The organism is Oceanicaulis sp. (assembly GCF_051859625.1).
Taxonomy (GTDB): Bacteria; Pseudomonadota; Alphaproteobacteria; order Caulobacterales; family Maricaulaceae; genus Oceanicaulis.
Window position 1 is genome coordinate 336214 of record NZ_JBHYFH010000003.1, and the last position, 18087, is coordinate 354300.

Below are 18087 nucleotides of genomic sequence, written 5' to 3' on the forward strand. Positions count from 1 at the left end.
CGCGCCCTGCCCATCCTGCACGGATGATTTTGGCCGCCTTGCAATGTGCAGGCGGCCTTTCTGGTGGGCCGGGAAAACCGCGACATGACACGAATTTCACTTGAAATGCGTGCGGTCACAACCACTTTGAATTTTGCATTTTACACACGGGGGCGTGAGATCATGAGCAAAGCGTGGAAACAAATGATTGTTGCAATCATGGCTTGGTTTCTAAGCAGTGCAGCCATGGCGAGCGCCCAGAATCAGCCCCCCTCATTTGAAACATTCGCGGCCTATACTGCTGATAGCGAAACAAGGATCGATTACCAGGTCTGGAGTGAAATGCTCGGAGCCATCACATTTGATGTGGGCATGAGCGACCGGTACGTTCCAAGAGGCCGGATTATTGAAACAGGCAGCCGGATTACCGGGCAAAGCACCTCTCGTTATCGCACTGAGAGCAATCGAGTCATTTTTCACTTGCTCGAAGACTTTCACAAAGAAGCGATCAGTTCATATCGACAGGATCTGGAAGCCCTGCCAGACAACATGCCGCTTTCAAATCTGGGGCGGAACGAACAACTCGCCTACTGGATCAACTTGCACAACGTCATCGTCATTGACGAAATCGCCAAGCGCTATCCCTTACGCAATGTAGACAGAATTCGACTTGATGACGGCGGCTCCCTGTACGAAGGCCATGTCACCACCATTCAGGGCGTCCCGCTCAGCCTGAACGATATCCGGTTAAATATCGTGGCCCGGTATTGGGATAACCCTGTTGTCTTGTACGGGTTCTTCTCCGGCGCAGTCAGCAGCCCCAGTCTTCAGGCGCGCGCCTATACCGGTACGAATGTGATGCGTTTGCTGAACCGTAACGCCGAGGAATATGTGAACGCGCTGCGTGGGGTGGAAAACACCGCGCCGCCCTTGCGCGTGTCCCCGATGTATTTTGAAGCCCAACACATGTTCCCGAACTGGCCGCAGGACCTGATCGCCCATCTGGACAGCTTCGCCGATGATGATGTCGCTGAACTTCTTGATGATGCAGACCGGGTCGTCAGAAACCAATATGATTGGAATGTTGCCGACTTGACCAACGGGGCAGGCCCTTGCGGCGGCGGCGTTCGCAGAAATGTTCAAGAAGTGGCTGGCACATCCAGCGGTTCAGCAGGCGCGGCCGCCTCTCTGGGCGGATGCAATCCCGTCCCGCCCGTCACGCGTGACTTCATCGTGGATATTCAAGAACGCCGTTTGCGCTTGCTGCGCAGCGGTCAATTGGGACGCGTCATCGTGACGGATATCGCAACAGAGGATTCAGATCACTCTCGAAGCGGCGGCGCTCAGGGCCAACTTGTTGACAGGGACGACAATCAACCCGAAGGGCGCTAAGGATACACACTCAGTCATTCCTAGACCCATGTAGGGTAAAATGCCTTCTTCCCCCAGCAAGCAGACCGTTCTGTCGATCCAGAATCTGACGTTCGGATACACCGCCAATTCAACGGTCTTAAGCATCCAAGGGTTTGACGTTCAGGCGGGGGAGCGGATTTTCCTGCGCGGCGCCAGCGGGTCGGGCAAGTCCACTCTTCTGGGGCTGATCTCTGGCATTCTGACGCCGCGATCAGGCGATTTGAACATCCTGGGCCAGCCGATGCAGACCCTGTCCCCGGCGGAGCGCGACGCGTTCCGTGCGGCGCATCTGGGCGTGATCTTCCAGATGTTCAACCTGCTGCCCTATTTGCCGGTGGGGGAAAACGTCATGCTGCCCTGCCGGTTCTCATCCGAGCGTGCGCGCCAGGCGGAAGCCGCCGGCGGCGAACAGGTCGAAGCGCATCGGCTGCTGGAACGCCTGGGTCTTGACGCCAAAGCGGTCTGGTCCCAGCGCGCCTCCAATCTCAGCGTCGGCCAGCAACAGCGCGTCGCCGCCGCTCGCGCCCTGATCGGCAAGCCGGGACTGATCCTGGCGGACGAGCCGACCTCCGCGCTGGATGCGGACAGCCGCGACGCCTTCATCGCATTGCTCAAGGAGGAGTGCACCGCATCAGGCGCCGCCTTGGTGTTCGTCAGTCATGATGGCGGGCTCGCCGCGCAATTTGACCGCGCCATGGACCTGAGTGAAATCAACACCGCCAGTGCGAAGGAGACCGCATGATGGCGCGTCTGCCTGTCCTGAACCTCGCCTTGCGCTCCATCGCCAACCGCCGCGCCACCGCCATCCTGACCGTCCTGACCGTCGCCATTTCGGTGATGCTGTTTCTGGGCGTGGAAAAGGTGCGCCATGGCGCGCGTGAGAGCTTTGAGAACACCATCTCAGGAGTGGACCTGATCGTCGGCGCGCGCTCCAGCCCTGTGAACCTGCTGTTGTATTCAGTGTTCCATATCGGCGACGCCACCAACAACATCACCTGGGACAGCTATGAGACGGTGGCGAGCGCGCCGGGCGTGGCCTGGACCGTGCCGATCAGCCTGGGCGATTCCCATCGCGGATATCGGGTCATCGGGACGACGCCGACCTTGTTTGAGCACTACCAGTATGGCCGCGGCCGCCATCTGGAGTTCGCCAGCGGTCAGTCTTTCGACAGCCTGTTTGAAGCCGTGATCGGCGCCGCCGTCGCGCGCGAGCTGGGCTATCAGACCGGGGACGAGATCATTGTCGCCCATGGCATGGGCGAAGTCGGCTTTATTGAGCATGACAACAATCCGTTCACCGTGGTGGGCGTCCTGGCGCCGACCGGCACGCCGCTGGACCAGTCCGTCATGGTCACTCTGGAAGCCATCGAAGCCATCCATCTGGGCGGCGCCACCGGATCCGGCGCCACAGTCTCCGCGGATGAATTGCGCGCCATGGACCTGACCCCGGACCAGCTGACCGCCTTTTTCGTGGGTCTGGACAGCCCGGTGGCGGCGCTGCGGCTGCAGCGCGCCATCAACACCTATCCCGAAGAGCCGCTCCAAGCGGTGATCCCCGGTGTCGCCCTTTCGCAGCTATGGAGCATTGTGGGCGTGGCGGAACGCACCCTCGCCGCTGTCGCGGCCTTTGTGGTGCTGACCGGTCTGGTGTCCATTCTGACCGCCATCCTGACCAGCCTGAACGAGCGGCGACGGGAAATGGCGATCCTGCGCGCCCTGGGCGCACGCCCCGGCCATGTCTTTGTCCTGCTGGTCGCTGAAGCGACTCTGGTCGCATTCGCCGGCGCCATTCTGGGCGCACTGGCGACCTATGGCGCGCTGAACCTGCTCTCCCCGTTTCTGGAAGCGCGGTTTGGCATCGTATTGCCGGGATTGCGGCCTGGCCTTTACGATTTGGCCATTGTCGGCGCCGTTACTGGGGCCGCAGCCATACTGGGCCTGTTTCCGGCCTGGCGCGCCTATCGCAACTCCCTCGCTGACGGCATGACGATCAAATTGTAAAGGCGCTCCCCTCATGGATTGGGACAAGCTCAAAACCTTCCACGCAGCCGCCGAAGTGGGATCGCTGACCGGCGCTGCGGAAGCTCTGGCGCTGTCGCAATCGGCCGTCAGCCGCCAGATTTCGGCGCTTGAAGGCGAGCTGGGGGTGAAGCTGTTTCATCGCCATACGCGCGGCCTGTTGCTGACCGAGCCGGGACGCGTTCTGTTTGAAGCCAGCAAGGATGTGGCGGGCAAGATCGCGCTCGCCGAAGCCAATGTGCTCGACTGCCGCGATGAACCCAGCGGATTGCTGCGGGTCACCGCGCCGACCGCCATGGGCGCCACCTGGCTGGCGCCGCGACTGGCGCGCTTTAATGCGCTCTATCCGCAAATTCGGGTGCGCTTGCTGCTGGTCGATCATGAACTCGATATTGCAAACCTCGAGGCGGATGTGGCGCTGCGCCCCTGGGCGGCGACCCAGAACGACTTGATCCAGCGCAAGCTGATGGTTGTGGACCAGCATTTGTATGCGTCAGAGGCCTATCTGCAGCGCAAGGGCGCGGTGGAGAGCTTTGACGATCTCGACCGCCATGACTTCGTCGGATACGGGCCGCGCAATCTCGCGCCGATCCCCAATCTGAACTGGCATCTCGATCTTGGCCGGGAGCCCGGTGAAAAACCGCGCGAAGCGCTGGCCGAGGCCAGCACCATTCACGGCATGATGCGGCTGGCCGAAGCCGGTCTGGGTCTGGTCGGCCTGCCCGATTATGTGGCGCGTGAAAATGACAGGCTCAAACGCCTGTTTGACGCCATAGAAGGACCGCCGTTCGAGGTCTATCTGATTTTCCCTGAGGAATTGCGCGCGTCGCGCCGGGTGAAAGCCTTCCGGGATTTCATCATGGAAGAAGTCAAACTCTGGCGCGAGTAGCGATTTTGTCCCGTTAGAGGACGCTTTTACGCCAATTGCGACACGATTGCGGCGGGGGCCTGACACAATTGTTGCAGCCCCGCAAAAACGCATAACGGCTATGGCGAACGGGCTGTTGTCTCGCAAGCGGGTGAGAGGCATATACCCCCCGACAGCAGGTGTTCATCTGCTTTCCCCTTTGAGCGCATACCGTCTCCTCCCCGATTAGGTATGCTAAACTGAGCCGGTCACCGCAGATGCGGGGCCGGCTCTTTTCTTATTATATAAGGCTTAGTCAGCCGCCATGAACGTCATGGACGTGCGCACCCTCCCCCTCGAGCGCACGTACAGAAAACCCCGCCAGCGTCATCGCTGGCGGGGTTTTTCATGGTCGGCGGAGCTTGAAGTCCTAGCCCAGCGTCGCGCGCAGCATCCAGGCTGTTTTCTCATGCAGGGTGATGCGCGGGGCGATCAGATCGGACGTCGCCTCATCGCCATGCTCTTCAGCCAGCTTCAGAGCGTCCCGCGCGGTGCGCACGACCTGTTCATGACCGGCCACGAGATTGGCGACCATGGTGTTGGCGTCCGGCGTGGAGCTGTCGTGCTTGATCTTCGCGGACGCGCCCATCTCTTCGTATGAGATCGGGGCGAGCACGCCCAGCGCCCGGATGCGTTCGGCGATGTCGTCAGTGGCCGTCCACAATTCTGTGTATTGCTCTTCAAACATCGTGTGCAGATCGTGAAACCGCGGTCCGGTGACGTTCCAGTGATAGGCGTGCGTCTTGAAATAGAGCGCATACGTGTCCGCCAGGAGCGCCGTGACCGCCTTGGCCATGGTTTCGCGCTGCTCTTTGCTCAGGCCCATATTGATGTCCATTGCCGCCTCCTTTGCGGTGAATTCCATACCCACAATGTGGGGATGAACGCGCGCGAACGCCAACTGAGTTTTTGATAGAAACCTATAGAGTTTCTCTATCCCTCAGCGGCTGCCTGACAGAAACGGACAATACGTTTGCCCGCCTCCTCCAGCGCGGCGTCATCGGTGGCGTAAGACAGGCGGAAGCCCGCAGACGCGCCGAACGCCGTGCCCGGCACCACCGCCACGCCTTCTTCAGTGAGCAAGGCTTCGCACACGTCCAGATCGGTCTTCAGGAACTGGCCGCCCTGGGAGGTCTTGCCGATCAACCCGCCGCAATCGGCGAAAATATAGAACGCGCCCTCCGGCGTGGGCGCGATCAGGCCCGGCGCATCCTTGAGCTTGTCGAGCATGGAATCCCGGCGCGCCTTGAACGCGGCGTTGCGCGGCTTGAGGAAGCCGTGATCGCCGTTGAGCGCCGCGACCGACGCCCACTGGCTGATCGAACAGGGGTTGGAGGTGGTCTGGCTCATCACCTTGGCCATGGCCTTGATCAGCTTTTCCGGCCCGGCGGCGTAGCCGATCCGCCAGCCCGTCATGGCGTAGGCCTTGGACACGCCGTTCATGGTCAGTGTGCGGTCATAAAGATTGGGCGCGACCTGGGCGATGGTGGCGAATTCAAAATCGTCATAGACGAGGTGCTCATACATGTCGTCGGTCAGGATGAGCACCTGGGGATGACGCTCCAGCACCGCGGCGAGGCCCTTGAGGTCTTCAGCCGTATAGGCGACGCCGGTCGGGTTGGAGGGCGAGTTGAGGATCACCCAGCGCGTCCGGGGCGTGATCGCCGCCTCCAGGGTTTCAGGCGTCAGCTTGAACCCGTCTTCCACGCCGGCGGACGCGAACACCGGCTCCGCGCCGCACAACAGCGCCATTTCGGGATAGCTGACCCAGTAAGGCGCGGGGATCACCACCTCGTCTCCCGGGTTCAGCGTCGCCAGGAAGGCGTTGTAGATGACCGGCTTGCCGCCCGGCGACACGTTCACCTGAGCCGGCGTGTACTCAAGACCGTTATCACGCTTGAACTTGGCGCAAATCGCCTCTTTCAGCTCCGGCAGGCCGTCCACATTGGTGTATTTGGTCTGGCCGGACCGAATGGCGTTGATCGCGGCTTCCTTGATGTGGTCAGGCGTATCAAAATCAGGCTCGCCCGCGCCCAGACCAATGACATCCTTGCCTTCCGCCTTGAGCTGGCGCGCCTTCTGGCTGACCGCAATGGTGGCCGACGGCTTGACGCGGGACAGCGCCTTGGAAGCACGCAGCAAATCCTGCGCGGCGGATGCATCTTCGGTCATGGACATACTCCTCAAGAATAAATTTCGCTGCAGCGCATCAATCAGGTGCACGCTGCAACAAAACAAAGCGGGTCACCAGCCGCGCCGGCGCCTCAATGGCGCGCTCGGCCACCCTCAACCCATAGGCCCGGGCCAGGCCCGACGGCCCCACAGCGCCCCATCCGGGCTCGGACTCAGCGCTGATCGCCGCCAGGCCGGCAGTATTTGAAGCAAAAGCGCGCGTACGCAAGCGCTTGTTGTCGATATACGGCGCCAGCTGAGCCAGCGCTTTTTCATGACCCACAATCCCGATCAGCGGGGTCTCGTCCACAATGCGGCGATACAGATCAAACCGGATCTCGATGGCGTGCTCGGCCAGCACCTGCGCCCATCCCTCTTCTACCGCTGCGACCGTTTCGGCGATCGGTCCGGCGGCGCTGTCGATCGCGGCGACCGCATATCGCGCGGCGCCGCCGCGCAAGGCGTCCAGCACCGACTCAAGCGTGTCATGAGGATCCAGCAGGCTGGTTTGCGGGACCAGCTGCTCGGCGGCCTGATGGGTGAAACTGCCCTCAGGCCCCAGAAACGCGGTCAACATGGCGACATACTCCCGTGATCCATCGCCAGCCTAGCCCCCAGGTCATCGCGCACAACCGCCCCGCCCAGAAATCAACACATTTGACCTCGCCTTCGCCCGATTTCAGCCCCGGAGCCGCCTCGTGACAGGCTGAGGCTGATTCATGTCCGGTTCATAAGCCGCACACTAGGCAGACCAAGGGAGGGCGAGACGATGAAGCAGAACACATCCAGCATGGGCCTTCTGGGCCTCAGCCTCTCCGCGCTGTGCCTCGTCGCCGCCGCCTGGACGCTGTACGCCGGATCGGCCAGCGGCGCAGACTCCCTGTTTATCGCCAATGAGGCGCATCAAACGACAGTTCTCGGCGCCCTCAGCGACTGATACGAGATTGAAACCCCGGCGCAATGGCCTCATCTGTTGCGCTGTGAGTCTCTCCGCTTCCCCGCTCCCCGCCCTCAGCCCTGACCGGTTGCGCGACGCGATCCGGCGCAGCCTGCCGCTCGGGCTGGCGATCACACTGCACGTCGCGATGTTGGCGATCCTGATCCGCACCCCTCCGGCGGAACTCTTGCGGGTCACAAGCGTCATCGAAGGCCTGGATGTGCGCTTTTATACGGTCAGCGCACCGGACGCAGAAAGCGACGCCCGTCTGGTTGAGCCGCCCCTGGCGGACGTTGAACCGGACCCGGCGGCGTCTGAACCAGCGCCTGTAAACGAGGTCGCTGCCCCCGAGCCCGCTACCCCAGAGGGCGATGACAATGACTCTCCGGTGGAAGAGACGCCGCCGCTTGACGAAACCGCAGCCGGTCCGGCCCCGGACGCAGCCGTTACAGATGACAGCCCCGCGACTCGGGCCGGTTCGCGCACTCCGGGTTCAGGTCAGATTGCTTCGCCACCCTCACCCTCTGCAAATGGTCCCGTAGCCACTACCCAGATCACCCCGCCGCCACCGCGAGCCGGCGCCCGAAGACCCAGCTTCGCCGATATTCTGGCGCGGACGGAAACCCGTCTGGACCCGGCCGATTTTCAGGTCGCCCTGTCTCTGAACGGCGTTGCTGGAACTGTGCGTGAGAGCTTCTGCCTGTCCTCATCGCAAGCCAATCTTGAAGCGGGAGCGTGTCCGGACGGCCCCAATGCGCGATCCGCCGAGCTGGCGCGCTTTGGATTGCAGGCCCTGGGCGAGGCGTCGCCGGAATTTATCGAGGACATGGATCGTATGGCGTTCCAGCTGCGGCAGCTGGGCGCAAACCCCTCCCAAGTCGAACGGATCATGCTGGCGCTGAGCGAGGCGCGCCGTGACGCCATCGCAACCCCCGGCGTCACCCGGGCCATGCAGCGCGATGCTGACAGCAGAACCGACAATCTGGGCAATCTGATCCCCGATCCGGATTGATCCTCGGCCAGACGCCGTTCACGCGAGTGATTAAGCGCCCGGCAACCCGAACGGTGAAGGCTTCCAAGTAGCGTTCCTGGAGGGTGTCCCAATGCTGTCTAACTTTCCGATCACTTGGCGCATGATCGCGTCGGTTCTTTTGCCGATCCTGGCCTTGCTGTTTTTCGCCTCGAGCCTCGTGCTCAAGGACTGGCGCCTGGCCGAGCAGATGAAGGTCGCTGAGGAAGCGACGGCGTTCACCCGCGACATCAGCCAGCTGGTGCATGAACTGCAACGCGAACGCGGCCGCTCCGCCGGGTTTGTGGGCAGCGGGGGCGAAACCACCTATCGCCGTTTGATGGACGAACAGCGCGACGCCACGGATACCGCATTGGCAGCCTATATGGCGGCGCGCCGCGAGGTGACAGACACCCTGACCGACCCGGTCCTGCAATCGAAACTGCAGGAAATCGATGCCCAGCTCTCTGAACTCGATGCGCACCGGAGCCAGGTCAATACGCTGTCCTTCGGACTGGGCGATACGGTGCGGCCCTACACCCAGACCATTTCCAACATGCTCGAAACCGTAGCGGAACTGGCCCATGCTTCGGGGTCAGGCGAGCTGTCCACGCGCATGGTCGGTCTGCTGAACATCATGAACGCCAAGGAGAACGCCGGCATCGAACGCGCGGTGGGCTCCAACATCTATGCCTCCGGCCAGATCAATCCCGCCCTGCACCAGCGCGCCCTGCGGCTGATCTCGAACCAGGAGGCGTTTTTCCTGGAATTCCGGGAGCTTCTGGGCCGGGAATGGTCCCAGCGTCTGGATGATGTCCTCGCCCGGCCCGAATCCATCGCCGTTGCCGACGCCCGGGAAAACCTGATCGCAGCGGGCTATGGCGCGCCGCTGGCCGACATGGCCGGCAGCGAATGGTTCGCACTGACCACCGAACGCATTGAAATGCTGATGGATGTGGAAGAGGCGCTGGCCCAGGACATCATCACCTTCGCCAGAATCACCCAGGACCGGGCGCGCAACAATGCCCTGTTTGAAATGGCGCTGACGATATTGGTCCTTGTCCTGACCATTGCGGGGACCAGCGTGCTGATGAGCTCGGTGGTCGTCCCCCTGGGCAAGATCACCGAATCCCTGAGCCAACTCGCCGCCGGGGAAAATGATGTCGAGATCGAAGGCGCCCGCCGCAAGGACGAAATCGGGGTGCTGGCTCGCACCGCCGTGTCCTTCCAGCAGGCGACAGCGGCCCGTGAAGAGGCGGTGCGCGAACAGACCCGCCTGGAACAGGCCGCCATGCAGGAACGTCGGCGTGTCCTGAGCGAAATGGCGAAAAAGGTGGAGGCCGCCACTTTGGAATCCGTGGGATCGGTGGCTCAGACCGCCCAGTCCCTGGCGACCAGCAGCGAAACAATCCGCACCACCCTCGCCAATGCCGGCCAGACGGCTGACCAGGTCACCCAGGCCACCGAACAGAACGTCAAGCATTCCGGCCGCGCTTCCGAGCTGGCGTCAGAGCTGACCTCCGCCATCGGGGAAGTGACCCAGCAGATCACACGCGGCGACCAGATGGCGCGTGACGCCATCGGCGAAGCGGAACGCTCGCGCCAGAGCGTTGAGGAACTGAATGAAGCCGCCCAGCAGATCAGCGATTTCATCGGTCTGATCACCGATATCGCCGAGCAGACCAACCTGCTGGCGCTGAACGCCACCATTGAAGCCGCTCGCGCCGGTGATGCCGGCAAGGGCTTTGCGGTGGTCGCCAGCGAGGTGAAGGCCCTGGCGGCGCAAACCAACCAGTCCACCACCCAGATTGCCGAGCGGGTCGCCCATATCCAGAGCCGCACCCAGTCCACGGTGGAGGCCATGAACGCGATTACCAGCTCGATCGAGACCATTGGTGAAGTGACCGCTTCAGTCGCCGCAGCCATGGAGGAGCAATCCGCCTCGACCGGCTCCCTGTCCCAGTTCGTGGAACAGAACAGCCAAGCCATGACCCGCGTCAGCGAACATATCGCTCAGCTGGTGGAAATGAGCAATCAATCCAGCAAGGACGCCGAGGAAATGGCCAAGCTGGTCGGCACGGTCTCCCACCGCGCTGAAGAGGCCAACACCAGTATTCCCAAGATTGTCCGGGATTCGGTCAAAGCGGCGGAAAACCGTAAGGAAGACCGCATTCCGACCAATTACAATGCGACCCTTCTGATCGACAACGAAGAACAGGATATCTGCATCCTGAACGCCTCAACCAACGGCATGCGGGTCATCTGCAAGGACATCCGCAAGGGGCAGACCGTCAAGCTGACCAGCCCGGTCGTGACCGAATCCGCCACGGTCGCCTGGGTCAAGGACGGCGAAGCCGGCCTCAAATTCATCACCCCGGTCACCGCAGACGCCCTGCAGGCGCTGCTGGATGCAGGAGCGGAAATGGCGGCCTGATCTGTCTCACCCCGGCTTCGAGCCTTGTACTTCCAGTTCGAACAGGCGTTTGAGATGCTCGGTTGCTTGAGACACACTCATGTCTGGATCTGCGCTGAGAATAAGGCCGGCCAGACCATCGCGCATGGCTTCCAGCCGCACGGCGGTTGCGGCTGCGTCGCGCAGGAACCAGGCTTGCTCAACCATTCCCTCTTGCAATAACGCCGTCACCCTGTCGCGCATCTGGACGCGAATACGCCCCAGCGCCTCCGCGATAGGAGCGTCCCCCGGCGCCAGACGCTCCGCCTCCAGCCACAGCTTCCAGAACAACCGCGCTTCTGAGGCGAACGCCTCGTCCAGAAACCGGTCCATGGCGCCTCGCGGCGTTTCCCCTGTTCGCCAGAGGTCTTGCACAACGGCCTGGAAGATCATTTCCCAGGCTGCAGCCCGCAAGTCCGGCCATTTGAAATAATGGTTGAGAAGTCCCGTTCCGACCTTGGCGCGGTCCGTAACCATGCGCGTCTGCGCCTCGGCCAGACCCTTTTCGTAGATGACTTCGGCGGCTGCCTGGAAAATCCGGTCCCGGCCTCCGCCGCGTGAAGATTTCGTATCGTTCATTCAAACCTCATTGACCATTGAGCGACCGCTCAATAACGTTGAGCAGCCGCTCAATTGGAGTTCTTCATGACCACGCCGGATCGCAACGCCATCGTTGACACCTTACGCACCGCCGCGCTGATCGGCATCTGCGTCGTGAACCTGCCCTATATGGCGCTGCCCGAGGCGCAGACACTCTCTGTTGCGCAAGCCGAACCTGACCAGATCGCCGCAATGGTCACATCCGTCTTCTTTGAAGCCAAGTTCTTCATCCTGTTCTCTTTCCTGTTCGGGTGGGGCATGGACATCCAGCACCGCGCCGCAGAACGCGCGGGAGCTGACCCAGGTCGGCGTCATTGGCGGCGCATGGTCATGCTGGCGATGATCGGCGTGTTACACGCCGTTTTCGTATTCTCTGGAGATATTCTCTTACTCTACAGCCTGGTCGGCAGCCTGATCTGGCCCTTGCGGCGCGCCTCTCCCGGCAAGCTGATACGCTTCGCTCTGGTCATGATTGCGCTCAGCCTTGTCTGTCTTATGGCCATCAGCGCCGCCCTGGCGGTCTCCCCGCCCATACTGGCAGACGCTGGCTCCGGCCTGGCGGGCGGCTATATCGAGACCGTATTGGCGCGCCTCATCGCCTGGCCGGAAACCCTGGTCTTCCTGATACTGTTTCAGGGCCCGTTGGCCGCCGGTGCTTTCGCCGCAGGACTCGCCGCTGCAAAGCTGGATGTGCTGGACCCTCAAGCTACGCGCTGGGGCAGACGCTGCGCGTTCGCCCTTCCCGTCCTACTCGCCATCGGACTGCCCTTGAATATCGCCTATGGCTTGGTCGCCAGCGGACCTGGGTTGGGCTGGGGAGGCCTGGCCGACCTCGCCGGCTTCCTGTCGATCGCGGTCGGCGGACCGGTTCTGACCCTCGCCTATATCTGCATCATCCGGCTGGCGGGCGATCATCTGAAGCTCCCCGCCCTTCTGGTCCTGGCTGGGCGCAACTCTCTCTCCAGCTATGTGCTTCAGGGCGTGCTGGCCGGACTGGTCTTCGGCGGCTATGGGCTGGGCCTGTTCGGACAGTTCGGACAAGCCTGGCTGCTGCCGATCAGCATCGCTCTGGCGCTGGTCTCCATGATGCTCGTAGGCCTGTGCGCCAGGCTCACAGGTCGAGGTCCGCTGGAGTTCGTGCTTCGACGCGTCACTTACGACGCCGGTGAGTCCAGCTCGGCAAAGGCGTGACTGTCATGAAGCGTGTGTTCCCGGGGCTCGTCGCCACTTGCGCCATCCTCTGCGGTTGCGCCACCCCCTCCCCTCCTCCGGATCGGTCAGAGCATATAGAGCGCATGTCCGGCGTCTGGCGTCTGCCGAATGAACAAGGTTGGGTCGATCTTGGCCCGTGTCCTGAGACCCCGGACCAGCTGTGCGGCGTCCTGACCGGCTTTGACGGCGACCCTGAAGCCCGCGACTTCAACCATCCCGACTTCTGGTCCTGGGGCGAACGGCTCTGCGGCGCTGCTGTGGTTCAATCCGCGACGCTGGACGCCGAAGCGGGCGTCTGGCGCGGTCACGTATATTGGCGCGCCGATGGGCAGATACTGGACGCCGAACTGACCCAGACGGGCGAAGACACGCTTGAGGTTCTGTTGTTTGAAGGCGCGGACCTTGATGAAGGCGTCTCCATGGCGGTCTCCACCCTACTGGGCAGCCCGCCAGATCCCTTTGACCTCACCTATTATTCCGTGCGCGCCGCCATAGGCCGCGACGCGTTGAGCCAGTCACAGCACTGGCATCGGGACACGCCGCCCGCCAATCTTATCTGCACGCCCTGAGGCCGGTTTTAGGCCATTGACGCGACAGGAGGATTGCGGCTCATTGCGGCCATGAACTTCCTGTCCGACACCACCGCACCCGCCCATCCCGCCCTGCTGGACGCGCTCGCCCGCGCGAACGAGGGCTTCGTCCCCAGCTACGGAGCCGACCCGGTCAGCCAGACTGTGAAGCGCCAACTCTGCGAGCTGTTCGAGACAGAGCTTGAGGTGGTCTTCACCGTCTCGGGAACGGCCTCCAATGCACTGGCCCTGTCGGTGTTGTCTCCGCCGGACGCCATGGTGCTGTGTCATGACGAAGCGCACATCCATCGTGATGAACGCGGCGCGCCTGAGTTTTTCACGCGCGGCGCCAAAGTGCTGCCGCTGGCGGGCGAGCACGCCAAAATCCATCCTCAGGCGCTGGCCGATGCGCTGAAACAATGGCCCAGTGATTTCGTCCACGCCACGCCGCCCGCCGTGCTCAGCCTGTCCCAGCTCAACGAGTCCGGATGCGCGTACACGCTGGGCGAACTCGACGCCTTGATCGGCCAGGCGAAAGCGCGCGATCTGTTCGTGCACATGGACGGTGCGCGCTTTTCCAACGCGCTGGTCTCGCTGAGCTGTACGCCCGCCGAGATGACCTGGAAACGCGGCGTGGACGCGCTGAGCCTCGGCGCCACCAAGAACGGCGTCATGGCCAGCGAAGCGATTATCTTGTTTCCTTCAGTGCAGGATCGCCTGCCACACCTTCTCGCCAATCAGAAGCGCGCCGGTCTGATGCTGCCCAAGATGCGCTATGTGTCCGCCCAGATGGGCGCCTGGCTGGAGAAGGATCTCTGGCTAGAGCTGGCGCGACGGGCCAACGCCGCGGCGAAGCGTCTGTCAGACGGGCTGGCGGCCGTAGACGGCGCCGCGCTGGTGCATCCCACCAACGGCAATGAAGTCTTTATTCGCCTGGAGGACGCGCTCGCGGCTCGCCTGCGCGAGGCGGGCGCAGGCTTCTACAGCTGGCCGGACGGCTCAGCCCGCTTCGTGACGAGCTGGTGTACGACGGACGCAGACATCAGCGCCTTGCTGGAAGCTGCGCATTCATAGCGCGTATCGCTAACCGTAATCATAGCCTCTAAGGCAGAAGCGGCTCACAAGACCGCCTCTGCCTCAGCGGATGGCTTAAAGGCCAAACTCAGAACAATCGAAGATCTCGGGTATGCCGCTGCTATCGCGGCAAACCACTGCTCCGCAACTCAATTCACCTGTGATGGGATCGGGCAGCCAGAAGACTTCACAGTTACTGGGCACACCGCTTCCTGTACGAATACGAGCGATCTCATCCGAGCTCAAGCGTTTGGACACTGAACTACTCTGCTCGCTCTGGATGGGCTGGTTCTCGACCTTGTCAGCCCCGTCAGAACCCAATGCGCCTAGCGCCAAAGCCAATGAAACGGCGAATACTGAAAGCATGAGACACTCCTCTCGGGTCAAAAAGACACGACTCAGAAACGGAGCTTTCAAGGCTCACAAGAGTCCGCAAGCGATCAAACAACCTTACAGACGCCCATCCAAGCCACTGATAAAAAGACACAACCGAAACCAAGCGGTCCGTGTCGGGGACGGCGGTCTCCGCGTCCCCGACCCGAGAACCGCTAGAGTCCGAACTCCCAGCATTCATGTAGGGACCAGACACCGCCCGGCGGGCGGCAGATGACATAGTCGCACTGCTGGTCGCCTGTAACCGGCTCCAGGCCGGAATAAGCTTCGCAATACGATGGCAGCTGGCCGGGGATCAGGCGCGTCAGCTCCGCCGAACTCAATCGCTTGGACAAGTCCACGGTCTGCTCGGCCTGTGCGGGCTGCACCGGGACTTTATCCTTGAAATCGGCGTCCGGCGCGCTGAAGGACAGCGCCATGGAGACAGTGATGAGCGTAAGCATGTCGGTCACTCCCTATTCAATCAAGAAGGGAACCGTGACACGGATTACGGGAAATACAATCCCTTAAACGCGAATTTTTCAACCAGCAGGGGTTAGCCCTTGCCTTCTTCCTTATCGCCGATACGGCGGAAGGGACCGGCATAGCGCGGGTCCTGGCGGCGACGGCGGTCAGGTCCGAAATAGCCCGGCGTCTTCACAAAGCGACGCGGCTTTTCGATCAGCGTCACCAGGCGATTATACAGATCCACCGGCCGGACCGGCTTGGCGAGATATTCGTTCACGCCCGCATTTATCGCCTCAAAGACTTTCGAGCGGTCGGTATGGCCTGACACCATGACGATCGGCAGATATTTGTTCGGGCTGTCGGACGCGGTTCGGATCAGCCGGGTGAATTCCAGCCCGTCCACATCGCCGAGCATGTAATCGACCAGCGCCAGATCCGGATTGGCGTTGCGCATCAGCTCGAAAGCGTCCGCCGCATCGCGGGTCTCGATCACCGAGCGCACCCCGAAGCCCTGCAGAATCGTGCGCAGGATCGAGGACATGTGGGCGTTATCCTCAACGATGAGCACCCGAATTCGTTCAAAACTGCCTTGAGACATGGCGCTTTAGCGACCCTGCTGATTGACGTCCGTGACCCGCACCTTGCCTCACAAACGGTTAAACAAGACTTGCAGCTCCGCACCCCCTGTTCAAGCCGTTGCAGCGCCCCCATATTGCCCCCATGCCCAAGCTGACCCGTGATGATAGCGCCCTCGCCCCGCAAGGCGTCGAGGACATGGCCCAGGCCGATTTTGTTCAGGACCAGGCCGTGTCCGGATCCATCAAGGATCCGCTGAGCCTGCCCGCGAACTGGACCCCGCACCGTCCCGACCGCCCGGACAAATCGGAAGGCGGTCAGAAATTCCAGATGGTGTCCGACTATGAACCCGCCGGCGACCAGCCCCATGCGATCGCGGAGCTGGTGGAGGGGGTCAATCAGTCGGAGAAGGACCAGGTTCTCCTCGGAGTCACCGGCTCCGGCAAGACGTTCACCATGGCGAAAGTGATTGAAAACGTTCAGCGTCCCGCTTTGATCCTGGCGCCGAACAAAACCCTGGCGGCGCAGTTGTACGGCGAGTTCAAGGCGTATTTTCCCCATAATGCGGTGGAGTATTTCGTCTCCTACTACGACTACTACCAGCCCGAAGCCTATGTGCCGCGCACGGACACCTTCATCGAGAAGGAGTCCACCATCAACGAGGCCATCGACCGGATGCGCCACGCCGCCACCCGCGCGATCCTGGAGCGCGACGACGTCATCATCGTCGCCTCGGTGTCTTGCATTTACGGCATCGGCTCGGTTGAGACCTATACCGCCATGGTATTCGATCTGGAGGTGGGGGCGGAGAAAGACCCCCGCCAGGTCATGCGCGACCTCGTCTCGCTGCAGTACACAAGAAACGACGCCGCCTTCCAGCGCGGCACGTTCCGCTTGCGCGGCGACGTGCTGGAGATCTTCCCCGCCCACTATGACGCCCGCGCCTGGCGCATCAGCTTTTTCGGCGACGAGATCGAATCCATCACCGAGTTCGACGCCCTGACCGGCCATCCGATCAGCACGCTTGAGAAGGTCCGCGTCTACGCGAACTCGCACTATGTCACCCCGCGCCCGACGCTGAACCAGGCCATTGTCAGCATCAAGAAGGAACTCCAGGAGCGCCTTGAATGGATGGAGGCCAACGGCAAGCTCTTGGAGGCCCAGCGCCTGCAACAGCGCACCGAGTTCGACCTTGAAATGCTCGAGGCCACAGGCTCGTGCATGGGGATCGAGAACTATTCGCGCTATCTCACCGGCCGCAAGCCCGGCGAGCCGCCCCCCACCATGTTTGAATACATGCCCGACAACGCGCTGGTCTTCATCGACGAAAGCCATGTCACCGTGCCCCAGCTGGGCGCGATGTACAAAGGCGACTTCAGCCGCAAGCGCACCCTGGCCGAGCACGGCTTCCGCCTGCCCTCATGCCTGGATAACCGCCCCCTCAAATTCGAGGAATGGGAGGCCATGCGCCCGCAAACCCTGCACGTCTCCGCGACTCCGGGCAAATGGGAGCTGAACCAGACCGGCGGCGTCTTCACCGAACAGGTCATCCGCCCCACCGGCCTGATCGACCCGCCCGTGGAAGTGCGCCCGGTGCAGACAGACACCTCCAGCCAGGTCGACGACATCATCGAGGAGGCCCGCAAGGCCGCCGAGAAGGGCTTTCGCACCCTCATCACCACCCTCACCAAGAAAATGGCCGAGGACCTCACCGAATACATGCATGAGCAGGGGCTGAAGGTCCGCTACATGCACTCGGACATCGACACCGTGGAGCGGATCGAGCTGATCCGCGATCTGCGCCTGGGCGAATACGACGTCCTTGTCGGCATCAACTTGCTGCGCGAGGGCCTCGACATCCCCGAATGCGGCCTTGTGGGCATTCTCGATGCGGACAAGGAAGGCTTCCTGCGCTCTGAAACCTCGCTCGTTCAGACCATTGGCCGCGCGGCAAGGAACGCCGACGCCAAGGTGATCCTCTACGCCGACCGCATCACCGGCTCCATGGAGCGGGCGATGGAGGAGACCGAGCGCCGCCGCGAAAAACAGATCGCCCACAATCTCGAGCACGGCATCACCCCGCGCACGGTGGTCCGCGGCGTCAGCGACATTCTGCAAGGCGTGATGGAGCAAACCGCCAAAGGCCGCGGGAAAAAGCGGGACAAAAAACGCTTGACGGTTGCAGAGGAGCAAGCTTCCTTTGAACCCAATAACTTGAAGGCTACAGTCGCTGACCTTGAAAAGCGTATGCGAGAAGCTGCTGCAAATCTTGAATTTGAGGAAGCAGCACGCTTAAGAGATGAAATTAAGCGCTTGAGTGAAAGCTAA

18 protein-coding genes are annotated in these 18087 nt (G+C 61.9%); 11 read left to right on the top strand and 7 right to left on the bottom strand.

The annotated features are described in order from the left end of the window. Positions 1-84 precede the first annotated feature (84 nt). Genes ACTIGF_RS14840 through ACTIGF_RS14855 form a run of 4 tightly spaced genes read left to right on the top strand, consistent with a single transcriptional unit; the run spans position 85 to position 4300 of the window. Positions 85-1371 carry a DUF547 domain-containing protein gene (locus ACTIGF_RS14840; RefSeq protein WP_439637607.1) on the top strand — a complete coding sequence of 429 codons (1287 nt, stop codon included), beginning with the start codon at positions 85-87 and terminating at the stop codon, positions 1369-1371. Positions 1372-1411: 40 nt separating this feature from the next. Next, on the top strand, positions 1412-2134 hold the full coding sequence (locus ACTIGF_RS14845; RefSeq protein WP_439637608.1) for an ABC transporter ATP-binding protein: 723 nt from the start codon (positions 1412-1414) through the stop codon (positions 2132-2134). Then, positions 2134-3393, top strand: coding sequence for an ABC transporter permease (locus ACTIGF_RS14850; protein ID WP_439637733.1), 1260 nt, complete (start codon positions 2134-2136; stop codon positions 3391-3393). Before ACTIGF_RS14845 ends, ACTIGF_RS14850 begins: the two co-directional genes overlap by 1 nt. 13 nt (positions 3394-3406) lie before the next feature. Next, the gene (locus ACTIGF_RS14855; RefSeq protein ID WP_439637609.1) at positions 3407-4300 is read left to right on the top strand and encodes a LysR family transcriptional regulator; all 894 of its coding nucleotides are present in this window, start codon (positions 3407-3409) and stop codon (positions 4298-4300) included. 388 nt (positions 4301-4688) lie between these two features. Here the strand turns inward: ACTIGF_RS14855 and ACTIGF_RS14860 are convergent, their stop codons facing one another. The 3 genes from ACTIGF_RS14860 to ACTIGF_RS14870 all read right to left on the bottom strand — a co-directional run bounded on the left by ACTIGF_RS14860 (position 4689) and on the right by ACTIGF_RS14870 (position 7067). Further along, a complete protein-coding gene (locus ACTIGF_RS14860) occupies positions 4689-5156 on the bottom strand; it encodes a Dps family protein (protein WP_439637610.1) in 468 nt (155 codons plus the stop codon). 95 nt (positions 5157-5251) lie between these two features. Further along, complete coding sequence (locus ACTIGF_RS14865) at positions 5252-6490, bottom strand: pyridoxal phosphate-dependent aminotransferase (protein ID WP_439637611.1); 1239 nt, start codon at positions 6488-6490, stop codon at positions 5252-5254. Between the two features lie 37 nt (positions 6491-6527). Next, positions 6528-7067: a prephenate dehydratase domain-containing protein gene (locus tag ACTIGF_RS14870; protein WP_439637612.1), complete on the bottom strand. Its 540-nt coding sequence runs from the start codon at positions 7065-7067 to the stop codon at positions 6528-6530. Positions 7068-7259: 192 nt separating this feature from the next. On the opposite strand from ACTIGF_RS14870, the gene ACTIGF_RS14875 reads away from it, so the two are divergent. The 3 genes from ACTIGF_RS14875 to ACTIGF_RS14885 all read left to right on the top strand — a co-directional run bounded on the left by ACTIGF_RS14875 (position 7260) and on the right by ACTIGF_RS14885 (position 10870). After that, a complete protein-coding gene (locus tag ACTIGF_RS14875; protein WP_439637613.1) occupies positions 7260-7427 on the top strand; it encodes a hypothetical protein in 168 nt (55 codons plus the stop codon). 88 nt (positions 7428-7515) lie between these two features. Beyond that, on the top strand, positions 7516-8439 hold the full coding sequence (locus ACTIGF_RS14880) for a hypothetical protein (RefSeq protein WP_439637614.1): 924 nt from the start codon (positions 7516-7518) through the stop codon (positions 8437-8439). A gap of 91 nt (positions 8440-8530) precedes the next feature. After that, positions 8531-10870, top strand: coding sequence for a methyl-accepting chemotaxis protein (locus ACTIGF_RS14885; protein WP_439637615.1), 2340 nt, complete (start codon positions 8531-8533; stop codon positions 10868-10870). Between the two features lie 6 nt (positions 10871-10876). Here the strand turns inward: ACTIGF_RS14885 and ACTIGF_RS14890 are convergent, their stop codons facing one another. Further along, positions 10877-11467 carry a TetR family transcriptional regulator C-terminal domain-containing protein gene (locus ACTIGF_RS14890; RefSeq protein ID WP_439637616.1) on the bottom strand — a complete coding sequence of 197 codons (591 nt, stop codon included), beginning with the start codon at positions 11465-11467 and terminating at the stop codon, positions 10877-10879. 66 nt (positions 11468-11533) lie between these two features. On the opposite strand from ACTIGF_RS14890, the gene ACTIGF_RS14895 reads away from it, so the two are divergent. Genes ACTIGF_RS14895 through ACTIGF_RS14905 form a run of 3 tightly spaced genes read left to right on the top strand, consistent with a single transcriptional unit; the run spans position 11534 to position 14343 of the window. Then, positions 11534-12679, top strand: coding sequence for a DUF418 domain-containing protein (locus ACTIGF_RS14895; protein WP_439637617.1), 1146 nt, complete (start codon positions 11534-11536; stop codon positions 12677-12679). Positions 12680-12684: 5 nt separating this feature from the next. Beyond that, a complete protein-coding gene (locus tag ACTIGF_RS14900) occupies positions 12685-13269 on the top strand; it encodes a hypothetical protein (protein WP_439637618.1) in 585 nt (194 codons plus the stop codon). Between the two features lie 33 nt (positions 13270-13302). Beyond that, positions 13303-14343: a threonine aldolase family protein gene (locus ACTIGF_RS14905; RefSeq protein ID WP_439637619.1), complete on the top strand. Its 1041-nt coding sequence runs from the start codon at positions 13303-13305 to the stop codon at positions 14341-14343. Between the two features lie 75 nt (positions 14344-14418). Here ACTIGF_RS14905 and ACTIGF_RS14910 read toward each other — a convergent pair whose 3' ends face one another. The 3 genes from ACTIGF_RS14910 to ACTIGF_RS14920 all read right to left on the bottom strand — a co-directional run bounded on the left by ACTIGF_RS14910 (position 14419) and on the right by ACTIGF_RS14920 (position 15781). Beyond that, positions 14419-14709 carry a hypothetical protein gene (locus ACTIGF_RS14910; protein WP_439637620.1) on the bottom strand — a complete coding sequence of 97 codons (291 nt, stop codon included), beginning with the start codon at positions 14707-14709 and terminating at the stop codon, positions 14419-14421. A gap of 182 nt (positions 14710-14891) precedes the next feature. Then, positions 14892-15179 carry a hypothetical protein gene (locus ACTIGF_RS14915; RefSeq protein ID WP_439637621.1) on the bottom strand — a complete coding sequence of 96 codons (288 nt, stop codon included), beginning with the start codon at positions 15177-15179 and terminating at the stop codon, positions 14892-14894. Between the two features lie 92 nt (positions 15180-15271). After that, positions 15272-15781 (bottom strand): response regulator, encoded by a 510-nt coding sequence (locus tag ACTIGF_RS14920; protein WP_022701553.1) that lies wholly within the window; start codon positions 15779-15781, stop codon positions 15272-15274. 122 nt (positions 15782-15903) lie between these two features. Between ACTIGF_RS14920 and uvrB the strand changes: the two genes are divergently transcribed. Further along, complete coding sequence (gene uvrB, locus ACTIGF_RS14925) at positions 15904-18087, top strand: excinuclease ABC subunit UvrB (protein WP_439637622.1); 2184 nt, start codon at positions 15904-15906, stop codon at positions 18085-18087.